We start from the raw sequence: 12,964 nt of genomic DNA, 5'->3' as shown, positions 1-12,964 counted from the left end.
CTATGCCCCATCACGGCTCCCGTGGTGCGGCTCTGTGTTGAGGAAAGGCCCCCGTGTCGCTATTTGAACAGCCCCATGCCGCACAGCAGAGTGACCCGCGTGCGCGTCGTCGCCGCACCGGTTGGGTGTTTCTGCTGGTCGCGATGGGCCTTTTGCTGATTCTGGCCTTCGCCCCGAGTACCTATCTGGTGCAGCAGCCGGGCCCGGTGGAAAACACCCTGGGCACCACGATGATCAAGGACAAAGAGGTTCCGATCATCGAGATCAACGGTGAGCAGACCCATAAAACCACCGGCAACCTTGACCTGCTGACGGTTCAGCTTCTGGGTGACCGTGAGCGTCCGGCCACCTGGCTCAGCGTCATTTCTTCGTGGTTTGATCGGGAGCGCACCGTGGTTCCGATTGATGAGATCTACCCGGCCGGTGTGACCACCGATCAGCGCAATGAGCAGAACCAGCAGCTCATGGTCAGCTCCCAGCAGGACGCGATCGCCGCGGCGCTGAAACACCAGGGCTATGCGGTTCCCTCGCACCTCCGGGTCACCATGATTCAGGGCGGCGCTCCGGCCGATGGCAAGCTCAAGGTCGGCGATGAGGTCGTTTCGGTCAACGGAACCCCGGTGGACGACCTGGAGGGTGTGCAGAAGCTGGTCAAGGAGAACGGGACCGAGAAGGCGCTGACGATGGAGGTCACCCGCGATGGTGCCCCGCTGAAGATCGATATGACGCCGACCCTGGCCACCGCGAGCGACGGTTCCCAGCGCGCGGTGATCGGCGTGGGCACGGGCGAGGTGTTCGATTTCCCCTTCGAGGTCAAGATCAACCTGGCCGACATCGGCGGACCCAGCGCCGGCATGATGTTTGCCCTGGGGATCATCGACAAGCTCTCCGGCGATGACCTCACCGGCGGCGCGCATGTGGCCGGCACCGGAACCATCGATGCGGCCGGAACCGTGGGACCGATCGGCGGTATTCGGCAGAAGCTCTACGGTGCCAAGAACGCCGGTGCCACCTACTTCCTGGCCCCCGCCTCGAACTGTGACGAGGTCGTGGGTCACGTACCCGACGGGCTGCGGGTGTTCTCCACCGAGAAACTGACCGACTCGCTGAAGGTCCTGGACACGATCAAGAATAAGGGCGACCTCGACGCCCTCCCCACCTGCAAGTAGGGTGGTGCAGCAGTGCCGACCGGGTCACCCCGGTCGGCACTGCTTTTTGGCGCTTTGACACCAAAATCAGCGCGTGCGCATCTCCCGCTCGATCCACTCGGCGAAGGATGTAGCCTCGCGTCCCAGCACCGCACGGACCCCGGTGCTGAGGTAGGCATCCTTGCCATCACGAATGCCGCGCAGCATCGCGAGCCGCCAGCGAATGTACTCCTCCGGGACCCCCGCGGCGCGCATCGTTTCGCGGTGGGTGTCCTCATCCTCGTTGTCAAAGCGCGCGGGAACACCGGTGGCCGTGGCGATCATCTCCAGCGCCCGGGTCATCGAGAGCGCCCGTGGACCGGAGAGTTCGATGACTCCGGTATGGACCGTGCCCGCGGCGGATGCGGACTCAATCAGGACGGTGGCCGCAACTTCGACAATGTCGCGCACGTCGATAAACGGCTCCAGCCCCTCGCCCAGCGGTGCCCGCACCCGGCCGTCGCGGGGCACAAACATGGCCTCGGTGAAGTTCTGCGCGAAGTGTGTGGGACGCAGAATGGTCTGCGGAATCGGTGCCCGGGCGATGGCGGCCTCGGCACGGGCCACGTTGCCGTCGGGCAGAAACTCCACTCCTCGGGCCGAGAGCAGCACGGCGTGGGTGACCCCGGCATCGAGGGCCTGGTTCAGGAACGCGGCGAGGGCCGGGGACCAGTCCCGGGCCGAGCCGGGGCCCACGATGAAGATGCCGGTGATGTCCTCAAGCGCGGCGCCCCAGGTTGTGGGATCGTCCCAGTCGAACGGGATGGCGGTCCGGCGGCCGACCGCGCGGACGCTGACACCTGCAGATGAGAGGTGGGTGGCGAGTCGGCGGCCCACCTTACCGGTGCCGCCGAGAATCAAAAATGCTGTCATGGGCCCAGACTAGAAACGCTGAAGGTTCCAAACAATGCCTATTCGGCTCGAAAAGATTCGTGTGCGTCTACGATGAGGATGTGGATGTTCTCTCGGAGGAGCTGAGTCAGGCTCGGGCTCGCGGTGCGGTGTTTTCGATACTGGATCGCCGCGCCCCCTGGGGTCTGGGGTTTTCGGGCGGTCGCGCGCTGACGGCGCACGTCCTGTTGCGCGGCGCGGGTCTGATCGAGGTCCCGGGAATTCCGGCGCTGGATCTGGCCGCAGGCGACGTGGTGCTGGTCACCGCCGGCACGCCCTACACGCTGGTGAGCGCGCCCGGGGTCCCGGTGGAGCCCATCGGCGAGGCGCGGATGCGGGGATCGGATGAGCCCGCGGTCCACGATGCACGCATACTCTGCGGGGCATACCGGATGGAGGGTGGGCTGAGCGAGGCCTTCCTGGCCACGCTGCCCCGGGTCGTAGTGCTGCGCTCGGGCGAGCTGGAGCCGGCCCATCGTGTGCTGGTGGAGGTGATGGCCACCGAGGCCGATTCGGGGGAGGACGGCCGCCAATCCATCCTGGATCGGATTCTTGATCTGATCCTCGTCTACTCGTTACGCACCTGGTGGGGCCGGCCTGACAGTCAATGCCCCGGGTGGTACCGCGGCCTGGCCGATCCACTGCTCGCCCCGGCCCTGCGGGCGATTCACCGGGACCCCGGTGCCGCACACACGGTGGATGCGCTGGCCGGGATCGTCGGTCTGTCCCGCGCCGCCTTTGCCGCGCGGTTCCGGACGATGGTGGGGGAGCCGCCCGGACGATACCTGACGGTACTACGGATGCGACGAGCGGCCGATGCGCTCACCCGTGGTGAGGCGTCACTCGCCACGATTGCCGCGGGAGTGGGATACGCCAACGAGTATGCGTTCTCCACCGCGTTTCGGCGGATCTATGGAGTCTCGCCCGGTCGCTGGCGTCGCCGGAGGGTGACCGAAGCGGACTGACCTTCAGGGATCGCCCCGGGGTAGGCGCCTGTCCGTCGCGCACGCAACCATGTCCGCTATTCAATCTTCCGCAGAATCCGTTTACGCTGACCGCTGAAGTTCAAACCGCCCCCGTGTGATACATGACGTGCACTGGCTGCTCGGCTGGAGGAGCTGGTGCCGTGTGCAACGGAGTCCAATGATCCCGCACAACTGGATCGCCTCTGGATCACCAGCCTGAACATTCTGGGAACAACCGGTGCCGCACCGGTTACACCGGCCACCCCCGAAGTGGGGACACCCACGTCCTAGGAGAGTGTCGACAGCGACATGAAATTGCGTCGCCGGGCGGGACCCGCCCGGCGTTTCCCGCGTAGACTGGGGTGACGACCCCGAATACCAACGAAGGCCTACTGTGACGTCAGCATCAAATACTGCATCAACTTCAGCCCCCAGAAAAAAGAGGTCTCCCCTTGCCCTGACCGTGATTATCGTCGGCGTGCTCGTCGTCGCATTCTTCGCGTTCTCCGGCTTCTACACGGACTTCCTCTGGTATGACCAGCTGGGATTCACCGAGGTGCTTGCCACCCAGTGGATCGGGACCAGCGCCATGTTCCTGATCGGTTTTATCGGCATGGCGGTGCCGGTGTGGCTCAGCATTCAGCTGGCCTACCGCCTGCGACCGGTCTATGCCAAGCTCTCCAGCCAGCTGGATCGCTACCAGGAACTGATCGAGCCGCTGCGTCGCCTGGCGACCTACGGCATTCCGGTAGTCCTGGGCCTCTTCGCGGGTCTTTCGGTGGCCGGACGCTGGAAGGAGGTTCTGCTGTGGTTCAACTCGACCCCGACCGGAACCACCGACCCGCAGTTTGGTCTGGACGCGTCGTTCTACATGTTCGACCTCCCCTTCTTCCGCGGCGTGGTGGCCTTCGCCTCCGCCGTGATCCTGCTCAGCCTGATCCTCACCGCCGTGGTGTCCTACCTCTACGGTTCGATTCACCTGAGCGGTCGCGAGCTGCGCATCTCCAAGCATGCCCGCGTGCAGATCGCCGTCCTCGCCGGCGTCTACCTGCTGCTGCAGGCGGTGTCGATCTGGCTTGACCAGTACGCGACCCTGACCACCGTGTCCAGCCGGTTTACCGGTGTGAACTACGCCGATGCCAACGCCACGATCCCCGGCAAGATGATCCTCGCCGGTATCGCCGCACTGGTGGCCATCCTGTTCTTTGTGACCGCGTTTGTGGGCCGCTGGCGCCTGCCCGTGGTGGGTACCGCGCTGCTGCTGGTGTCCGCGCTGGTTCTGGGCCTGGCCTACCCGGCGCTGGTTCAGCGCTTCCAGGTTCAGCCGAATGAGAAGGCCCTGGAAACCCCCTATCTGCAGAAGAATATCGACCTGACGCGGGCGGCCTATGGGCTGAGCGATGTCCAGGAGATTCCCTATGCCGCGACCACCGACGCCGAGCCGGGCGCGCTGCGTCAGGACGCCGAGACCACCGCAAACATCCGGATCATCGACCCGGCCGTGGTGACCAAGTCGTTCCAGCAGCTCGAGCAGTTCAAGCAGTACTACAGCTTCCCCAAGGTCCTGGACGTTGACCGCTACGAGATCGACGGACGCAGCCAGGACGCCGTGGTCGCCGTGCGTGAGCTCAACCAGGCCGGCCTGGACGCGAACTGGGTGAACTCCTCGCTGGTCTACACCCACGGCTATGGCCTGGTTGCCGCCTACGGTAACAAGCGCTCCTCCGATGGTCAGCCCGTTTTCATGCAGTCGGGAATTCCCTCCACCGGTGAGCTGGGTAAGTTCGAGCCGCGGGTGTACTTCGGCGAGCAGTCGCCGCGCTACTCGATCGTGGGCGCCCCCAAGGGCACCGACCCGATCGAGCTGGACTACCCGGCCAGCCGCGAGGGTGACCAGCAGGCCTACTACACGTTCACCGGTGATGGTGGACCCAAGCTCGACAACATCTTCAAGAAGCTGGTGTACGCGCTGAAGTTCCAGTCCGAGCAGATCTTCCTGTCCTCGGATGTGACCAACGACTCGCAGATCCTCTATGACCGCGACCCGGCGGCCCGAGTGAAGAAGGCGGCCCCGTACCTCGACCTGGACTCGGACCCGTACCCCTCGGTGGTAGACGGCCGGATCGTCTGGATCGTGGATGGATACACCACCTCGGCCGACTTCCCCTACTCGAAGACCGTGAGCCTCTCGAACTCGATTCAGGACGCCGAGGGTGGACAGTCCTTCGCGCTGGATGACATCAACTACATGCGCAACTCGGTCAAGGCGACCGTGGACGCGTATGACGGTTCGGTGAAGCTCTACGCGTGGGACACCGATGACGCGATTCTGAAGACCTGGCAGAAGATCTACCCCAACACGATCCGCCCGATCTCCGAGATGAGCGGTGACCTGCTGAGCCACGTGCGCTACCCGAGCGACATGTTCAAGGTGCAGCGCAAGATCCTCGGTGACTACCACGTCACCAACGCCGGCCAGTTCTTCTCGGAGACCGACAAGTGGATCACCCCGTCCGACCCGCAGTCCAAGAAGGACGACCCGCGCCTGCAGCCGCCGTACTACCTGACGATGCAGATGCCGGGTCAGGACAAGCCGAGCTTCTCGCTCTACTCGTCCTTCATCCCGCCGGGCAAGGGTGAAGACAGCCGTAACGTGCTGACCGGTTACCTGGCCGCCGATGCAAACGCCGGAAACGAGAAGGGTAAAAAGAGCGCCGACTACGGCAAGCTCCGATTGCTCACGTTGACTTCGGGGGATGCGATCCCCGGTCCGGGTCAGGTGCAGAACACGTTCAACGCAAACCAGGAGGTCTCGAAGGAGATCAACCTGCTGAAGCAGGGTCAGACCGAGGTGATCAACGGTAACCTGCTGACGGTTCCCGTGGGTGGCGGTCTGCTCTACGTCCAGCCCGTGTATGTGCAGTCCAGCGGTACCACCAAGTTCCCGCTGCTGCAGCGTGTGCTGGTGGCCTTCGGTGACAAGATCGCGTTCAAGTCGACGCTGGATGAGGCTCTGGATGAGCTCTTCGGTGGAGACTCGGGTGCGAGCGCCGGCGACGGAGGCATCGTGCCGACCGAGCCGGGTGGGACGGAAAACCCGGGAACCGGTGAACCGGACCCCGGAACCGAGACCCCGAGCACCGATGCGCCGGTGGACCCGGCTAAGGCCGAGGACCTGCGCACCGCCCTGAATGATGCCGCCCAGGCCATGAAGGACAAGCAGAAGGCGCTCGAGTCGGGAGACTGGGCCGCCTATGGCACCGCCGACAAGGCGCTGAGTGACGCGGTTGACCGCGCCAACGCCGCGCTGAAGTAACCGGCACCAACACGAATGGCGTCATCCCTCGGGATGGCGCCGTTCGTTTTTTGGAGCGGGGGAGGGCTCGCGCCACGCCGAGGGAATCGCTCGATTGGCGCTTCGAGGATCTACTCGGTAGAGTAATAAACGTAACGCGGGATGGAGCAGCTCGGTAGCTCGCTGGGCTCATAACCCAGAGGTCGTAGGTTCAAATCCTGCTCCCGCAACCATGTGGTAACACCAAAATCCCCGGATCGGAAGATCCGGGGATTTTTTGTTGCCTGGTCATGCGGGGGACGCGCCGACCCTACGGCTCGAATTGGTTCGCCTGCGGGGGCGTGATAAGCTAACAAACGTAACGCGGGGTGGAGCAGCTCGGTAGCTCGCTGGGCTCATAACCCAGAGGTCGTAGGTTCAAATCCTGCCCCCGCAACCATCGCGACAAGATCGCAAGAAAAGGCCCCCGGTTTCCGGGGGCTTTTTGCTTTGCCTGATTTGTGTGTCGGAATCGCCGGTGGGCTTATTTCACCTGGGGACACAGATTCGTGAGCGTACCAACCTGCGTGGACAGATCGGCGAAAATTGCTGGGGCTTCTGCGGTGAGCGCGGCGGCCTGCTGGGTCCGTTCGAGGAGCTGTGCCGGGTTCAGTCCCGAAGTGTCGCTCAGCGCGGCCAGCTTGTTGCTGAGGTCCGAAGCTCGGGTGAGCTGTGCGCTGATCCCGGTGAGTGCGGCCGTAATCTCGCCGTTGGTGCTGGCATCAAGTGCTCGCGAAACCGAATCCGCATACTCGGTGAAGTAGTCGGTGGCGTTGGCATCCAAGGTGAGGGGCGGTAGTGTGCCCAGAATGGGGAGGATGGCCGCGCAGTCCTGAGCCGGTGCCGCTTTACCCGGGGTTGCGGGCGTCGTGGAGCCTGCACCAGAGGAGTTTGCACCAGGGGAGTTTGCGCCAGGGGAGCTTGCGCCAGAGGACCCTGGGGCCGGGAGCGAGCCCTCACCCTCGAGGAATCCCGGCAGTGCCGAGCATCCCGAGAGGAGAAGCGTGGGAGCCGTCAGGGCAACCATGACGGTTCGAAAACGGAACGGTGAGCCGGTAGTGGTCATACATCCCCCGAGGAGTAGGTGTGATCTCCGCGATCGCGGAGATAGGCAGACGCTAACAGCGGCACCCGCATGTTTGATGAGATTTCAGGAGAGTTGCATACACCCATGGCACTGCTCGGGATGGGGTACGCCTAGCAGCGACAATGTGGCACACAGATTGCGACAGCACTCTCGGTGGCTGGAAGTGCCCGCCTTAGTCTTTACATAGTGATTCACCCGGCTCGGAGATTCGGGTTCTAAGAGTCGGCACCGTAGCAATACGGTGTGGGATATGTGGTCGGGGGACCATATATCACGTGGATCATTCGGGTCGACCGTTACCTTGGGGGGAACACGGTCGACCATTAGCCTGAAACGATCCACCCTGGGACCGACCGCACGCTCCGGTTCCGGGGTGGATCGAATTGGTGGGTGCGTGATGCGACACGCATACGAAGATCTGGATGCACGCTCGGGTCGCTCTATCGCCCCGTCCGTGCGCGCCAACTGCACGTCCGTGCACCACGCCGCGTGGACCACCACCGGCGCGCTGCCGCGGCTAGGGTGGAATTTATGACCGTCGAGACCCAGGACTCAGCCATCGTACGAGTGGCCGTCGGACAGTTCGCCCCCGATGACCAGCCCGACCATAATCACACCGAGATGCTTCGGCTCGCTCGCGCCGCGCGCGATCGCGGAGCCGAACTGATCGTGTTCCCCGAGTACTCGGCCTGGTTCCGGCCGCCATTTGGCCCGGAGGTCCGCGAGTACGCGGAGACCCTGGAGGGCCCCTTCGTTCAGCGTGTGTCGGCGACGGCCCGTGAACTGGGCCTCTGGATCGTCTTTGGGATGTTCGAATCCCTGGGCACCGACCACGTCTCCAACACTGTGGTGGCCATCGACCCGAGTGGGCGCATTCAGGCCCGCTACCGTAAGCGTCACCTCTACGATGCGTTTGGTACCCGAGAAAGCGACTGGATCGCCCCCGGAGACACCTCGGGCCCCGACGAGCTCTTCCGGATCGGCGGACTCACCTTCGGACTGCAGACCTGCTACGACCTGCGCTTCCCCGAGTCTTCCCGCGTTCTGGTGGATGCCGGTGCCGATGTCATCCTGGTGCCCTCGGAATGGGTTCCCGGGCGGCATAAGGAGCATCACTGGTCCACCCTGACCACTGCCCGCGCGATCGAGAACACTGCCTATGTGGTGGCCGCCGATCAGAGTGCACCCGGCGGAATTGGTGCCAGTGTCATTGTTGACCCGGCCGGTATCGCTCTGGCCACGCTCGGTGCCGAAACGGGGTTGGCCCTCGGAGACCTCGATCCGGCCCACATCGAGGCGGTGCGTGAAACCAATCCCGCGCTCTCTCTGCGCCGCTATCGCGTCCTGCCTCGGGCGGGATCACCACTCCCCACAAAAACCGACTAGATCCGCGGAATTACGCGAAATTTCGCTATTGATCGTCACTCCCCGCTTCATTTTTGCCCCCCAACTGGGGCCGCATTACCGGCCCTAATCTGGGGAAAAACCTCGGAAATGCCGGTGATTTGCGGTAATCTCGGTGGCACATGAGCAAACGAAAAATGCCTTGGGGAGGGCAACGTGCGAGTATATGGAGCAACGCTGGACGAGGAGACTCGTTGTGTTCACTTTTCCGGTGACCACGACATTGTCGCCATCCTCGTTCCGTGCTGCTCTCGCTATTACCCGTGCTTCCGCTGCCATGATGAAGACGCCGATCACCGGCTTGAGCGTTGGCCGCGCTCAACCTGGGGTGAACCGGCGATTCTGTGTGGGGCGTGCTCAGCCACGCTGACAATCGCGACGTATCTTGAGGTGAACCGCTGCCCCGACTGTGCGGCAGGGTTTAGCCCGGACCTCGCGATGCACGCCCCACACTACTTCGATGCCGAACGGACGGCCGTGTTGGCCACTGAGCGTCCGGCAATGTTCGCCACCGAGCGTGAAATCGAGCGCGCGGCAGCCTAGACCGTGAGGGTCTCCAGACGGGTAAGTGCCTCGCTGAGAACCTCGTCCCGCTTACAGAACGCGAAGCGCAGCAGACTGCGGGTGTGATCGCGATGTTCGGGCAGGACAAAGGCCGACACCGGAATCGCCGCGATTCCGATTTTTCCGGGGAGCTCGCGCGCCAGCTCGGTCGCATCGGCAAAGCCCAGCGGCGCGGTATCGGCGACGATGAAATACCCGGCGTCGGGTAGCGATACTCCGAATCCGGCCGCTGAGAGTCCCGCTGCCAGGCGATCGCGGCGTCCTCGCAGCGTTGCTGCGATCCCGGTGAAGTAGGTGTCGGGCAGTCGCAGTCCCACCGCTATCGCCGGCTGGAATGGGGCACCGTTGACGTAGGACAGGAACTGCTTGACGGTGGTCACCCGCGTGATCAGCTCCGCCGGGCCGCTGATCCAGCCGATTTTCCATCCGGTGGTGGCGAACGTCTTGCCACCCGAGGAGATCGTCAGGGTGCGCTCTGCGGCACCGGGGCGCGTCACCACGGGGACGTGGGTGCGCTCGAAGGTTAGGTGTTCGTACACCTCATCGGTCACGATAATCGCGTCGTGACGGTGGGCGAGCTCCACCAGTAGGTCCAGGATCTCTGTTGAGAGCATGACGCCGGTCGGGTTATGCGGGGTGTTCACGATGATCAGCCGAGTGCGGTCGGTAATGACTCGCCGCAGCTCATCGGGATCGGGAGTAAACGTCGGGGCGTGCAGCGTCGCGGTCACGTGGGTGGCACCGGCCAGCGCGATCAGGCCGCCGTAGGCGTCATAGAAGGGCTCGAAGGTCACCACCTCGTCCCCGGGCTGGGTGAGACCCAGGATGGTGGCCGCGAGGGCCTCGGTGGCGCCCGCGGTGACCAGGATCTCCGTTTCGGGATCGGGGGTGTCGCCCCAGAAGCGAGAACGGTGCTCGGCGATCGCCAGGCGCAGATCCGCGGTACCGCGTCCGGGCGGGTACTGGTTGACGCCGGCCGCAATCGCCTCCCGCGCGGCATCCAGAACCTCGATTGGGCCGTCCTCATCGGGGAAACCCTGCCCCAGGTTGATCGCCCCGGTTGCACTCGCCAGGGCGCTCATCTCGGAAAAGATTGAGGCGGCCGGGGCGCCCGTGGGGGAGAGGAGCCCCGCACCTCTTGCGGCTCGAGACCAACCAGCGAGAGCGTTCATGCCCAGTCCTTTTGCTAAAGAATGTGTAAGGGTCGGCGTCATTTCCGGCCCGCTCCAGCCTAGCGGCGGCTACGATGAAGAAGTCGTATCGTTACGGAACCCCGGAAATCCGGGGCAAAACAGGGCGCTGGATACTCCACAGCTGGCGCTTAAGAAACGTTCAGGTTCGCACGACAAGCTGGCTGTGCTTGGAAGGAGCAATCATGACTCACAACCCTCACGAGGTCGATCCGACTACCGGGGCCGACGGCACCGGCGAAACGTCCGCCGTTACCCCCAACACCACAGACACCCAGGCCGAGACGCGGGTCCTCCCCGAAGTATCGGCCGACCAGACCGAGACCGCGGTTCAGCCCGAGGTGCCGGCCACTGATGCCTCCGCCGCACACCGGGCCACGGAAGCCGTACCGGCCAGCCCGGCCGGATCGGCAGCGCCGGTGAGCCCGGCCGTCCCGGTCACCCCCGCCGCGCACCAGGCCACCGAGCCGCGTCCGGCTCCGCCGCTGCCCACCCACGACGGATACACCGCCGCGGGACCCGCCCAGTCGCAGCAGCCGGCGACCCCCGCCTACCCGTCGGCACAGCAGCCGACCAACGCGTACAGCGCCGCACAGCAGCACACGAATCACCAGCCGACGGCACAGCAGCCCACGGCATCGACCCACGCCGCTCAGCCCGCGAGCCCGGCCCAGCACACCGCGCCGACCCAGCCCGTGCCGCCCGCATCCTCGGTGCCGACCGCTGCGACTACCCCGATTCAGCCCGGACACTCGGCTCAGCCCACCGCGGCCACCACCCCGATTGCCCCGACCGCTCACGGTTCCGCGCCCACCGCGGCCACCACCCCGATTGCCCCGGCTGCTCACGGTTCCGCGCCCACCGCGGCCACTACTCCGCTGGCGCCGGGTGCCCACGCCTCGACTCCGGGGGCCTACGGGGCCGCGGCTCCCGCCTACCCGGGTGCCGCTCCGGCCTACCCCGGCTCGAGCGCCCAGCACCCCGGTGCCCACGCCGCCGGCGGATCCGGCTTCGGTGGCACACCCCCGAACTCGGGGAACGCGTTTGCGGCCCCCGGGCCTAAGAAGCGTCGCGCCCCCGTTTTGGTGGTCGCAGGCTTCGCGGTTGGTGCCCTGCTCGGTGGTGGAATCGGTGCGGCCACCTATGCCCTGATCGCCCCGAACCAGTCCCACATCTCCTCCACCGGAAACGTGGGTGCCGGTACCGTCTCGGTCAACGATGAGACCAAGGTCGATCAGATTGCCGCCGCCGCCCACCGTGCGCTGGCCAGCACCTTCACCATCTCGGTGCAGTCCTCCGGCGGCAGCGCGACCGGTTCCGGTGCCGCGCTCACCAAGGACGGTTACATCGTCACCAACAACCACGTGGTCACCCTGGATGGTGCCACCACGGATGTGGCCATCAAGGTGCAGGACAGCAACGGTCGTCGCTACGACGCCAAGGTCGTTGGTAGCGACCCGCTGAACGACCTCGCCGTGATCAAGGTGGACGGTGTGAGCGACTTCACCCCGATCAACTTCGCCGACTCCGACAAGCTCAATGTCGGCCAGGCGGCCATCGCCGTGGGTGCCCCGCTGGATCTGCCCAACTCGGTGACCAACGGTATCGTCAGCGCGCTGAACCGCTCGCTGAGCCTGCCCTCCACCGCGGTGCCGAAGAATGATTCCAGCGCCGGTGGAAACGACCAGAACGGCGATTCGGGTGACTCCGACGGTCACAACTGGGGCTTTGACCTGCGCGGCCAGAACCCGCAGCAGAACCCGCAGAGCCAGCAGAAGGCTCAGGTGCCGATCGGTGTGCTGCAGACCGATGCTCCGATCAACCCGGGTAACTCGGGCGGCCCGCTGGTGAACTCCGACGGCTCACTGATCGGTATCAACGTGGCCATCGTCGACCCGGGTAAGAGCGACAACAGCACCCAGGGTGCCAGCGCCGGGCTCGGCTTCGCGATCCCGTCGAACACCGTCAAGCGGATCACCGACGAGATCATCAAGACCGGAACCGCAACCCACGGCCTGCTGGGTGCCTCCGTTCAGGATGCCTCGACCGTCGCCGACGCGACCACCGCCGGCGCCCTGATCAAGGACGTCACCGCGGGTGGACCCGCCGAGGCCGGCGGACTGCGTGCGGGGGACATCGTGACCGCTGTGAACGGCAAGCCCGTCGCCAGCGCCAACGATCTGACCGCTCAGGTTCGCTCCTACGCGCCGGACACCAAGGTGGAGATCACCTACGTGCGTGGCACCAACCAGGGCACCGCCAACGTGACCCTGGCCACCCTCTCGGTGAAGTAGGCCCGATCCACCGGCCTCCTTCCACGGCCATCGCGCGCCCGTCGTGTT

At 64.9% G+C, this 12,964-nt stretch carries 8 protein-coding genes, 2 tRNA genes and 1 pseudogene; 8 read left to right on the top strand and 3 right to left on the bottom strand.

Annotated elements, in window-relative coordinates; genetic code table 11:
* Nucleotides 1-53 precede the first annotated feature (53 nt).
* Entirely contained in the window at nt 54-1,169 is a 1,116-nt protein-coding gene (locus tag D9V34_RS12825) for a YlbL family protein (protein WP_121687010.1), read from the top strand.
* Nucleotides 1,170-1,235: 66 nt separating this feature from the next.
* Here the strand turns inward: D9V34_RS12825 and D9V34_RS12820 are convergent, their stop codons facing one another.
* On the bottom strand, nt 1,236-2,060 hold the full coding sequence (locus tag D9V34_RS12820) for a Rossmann-fold NAD(P)-binding domain-containing protein (RefSeq protein WP_121687009.1): 825 nt from the start codon (nt 2,058-2,060) through the stop codon (nt 1,236-1,238).
* 80 nt (nt 2,061-2,140) lie between these two features.
* Here D9V34_RS12820 and D9V34_RS18270 point away from each other — a divergent pair, with 80 nt between their 5' ends.
* The 4 genes from D9V34_RS18270 (at nt 2,141) to D9V34_RS12800 (ending at nt 6,777) form a co-directional block, all read left to right on the top strand.
* Nucleotides 2,141-3,043 carry an AraC family transcriptional regulator gene (locus D9V34_RS18270; RefSeq protein WP_121687300.1) on the top strand — a complete coding sequence of 301 codons (903 nt, stop codon included), beginning with the start codon at nt 2,141-2,143 and terminating at the stop codon, nt 3,041-3,043.
* Nucleotides 3,044-3,437: 394 nt separating this feature from the next.
* A complete protein-coding gene (locus D9V34_RS12810) occupies nt 3,438-6,359 on the top strand; it encodes a UPF0182 family membrane protein (RefSeq protein WP_281272265.1) in 2,922 nt (973 codons plus the stop codon).
* Nucleotides 6,360-6,494: 135 nt separating this feature from the next.
* Nucleotides 6,495-6,571, top strand: a tRNA-Met gene (locus D9V34_RS12805).
* Between the two features lie 129 nt (nt 6,572-6,700).
* Nucleotides 6,701-6,777: transfer RNA gene (locus D9V34_RS12800), tRNA-Met, on the top strand.
* 84 nt (nt 6,778-6,861) lie between these two features.
* On the opposite strand, the gene D9V34_RS17600 is transcribed toward D9V34_RS12800, so the two are convergent.
* On the bottom strand, nt 6,862-7,443 hold the full coding sequence (locus D9V34_RS17600; protein ID WP_147441567.1) for a hypothetical protein: 582 nt from the start codon (nt 7,441-7,443) through the stop codon (nt 6,862-6,864).
* A gap of 552 nt (nt 7,444-7,995) precedes the next feature.
* Between D9V34_RS17600 and D9V34_RS12790 the strand changes: the two genes are divergently transcribed.
* Both D9V34_RS12790 and D9V34_RS18170 read left to right on the top strand, forming a co-directional pair.
* Nucleotides 7,996-8,850 (top strand): carbon-nitrogen hydrolase family protein, encoded by an 855-nt coding sequence (locus D9V34_RS12790; RefSeq protein WP_121687007.1) that lies wholly within the window; start codon nt 7,996-7,998, stop codon nt 8,848-8,850.
* 174 nt (nt 8,851-9,024) lie between these two features.
* Nucleotides 9,025-9,231 (top strand): annotated as a pseudogene (locus tag D9V34_RS18170) (CHY zinc finger protein); the annotation flags it as partial.
* A gap of 176 nt (nt 9,232-9,407) precedes the next feature.
* Here the strand turns inward: D9V34_RS18170 and D9V34_RS12780 are convergent.
* On the bottom strand, nt 9,408-10,604 hold the full coding sequence (locus D9V34_RS12780; protein ID WP_121687005.1) for an aminotransferase class I/II-fold pyridoxal phosphate-dependent enzyme: 1,197 nt from the start codon (nt 10,602-10,604) through the stop codon (nt 9,408-9,410).
* 203 nt (nt 10,605-10,807) lie between these two features.
* On the opposite strand from D9V34_RS12780, the gene D9V34_RS12775 reads away from it, so the two are divergent.
* Complete coding sequence (locus tag D9V34_RS12775; protein WP_121687004.1) at nt 10,808-12,916, top strand: S1C family serine protease; 2,109 nt, start codon at nt 10,808-10,810, stop codon at nt 12,914-12,916.
* Nucleotides 12,917-12,964: the final 48 nt, after the last annotated feature.

It is taken from the genome of Mycetocola lacteus (assembly GCF_003667575.1).
Classification (GTDB): domain Bacteria; phylum Actinomycetota; class Actinomycetes; order Actinomycetales; family Microbacteriaceae; genus Mycetocola; species Mycetocola lacteus.
Note: the sequence above shows the minus strand (reverse complement) of the source record. Positions and strands in the feature narration are given on the sequence as shown.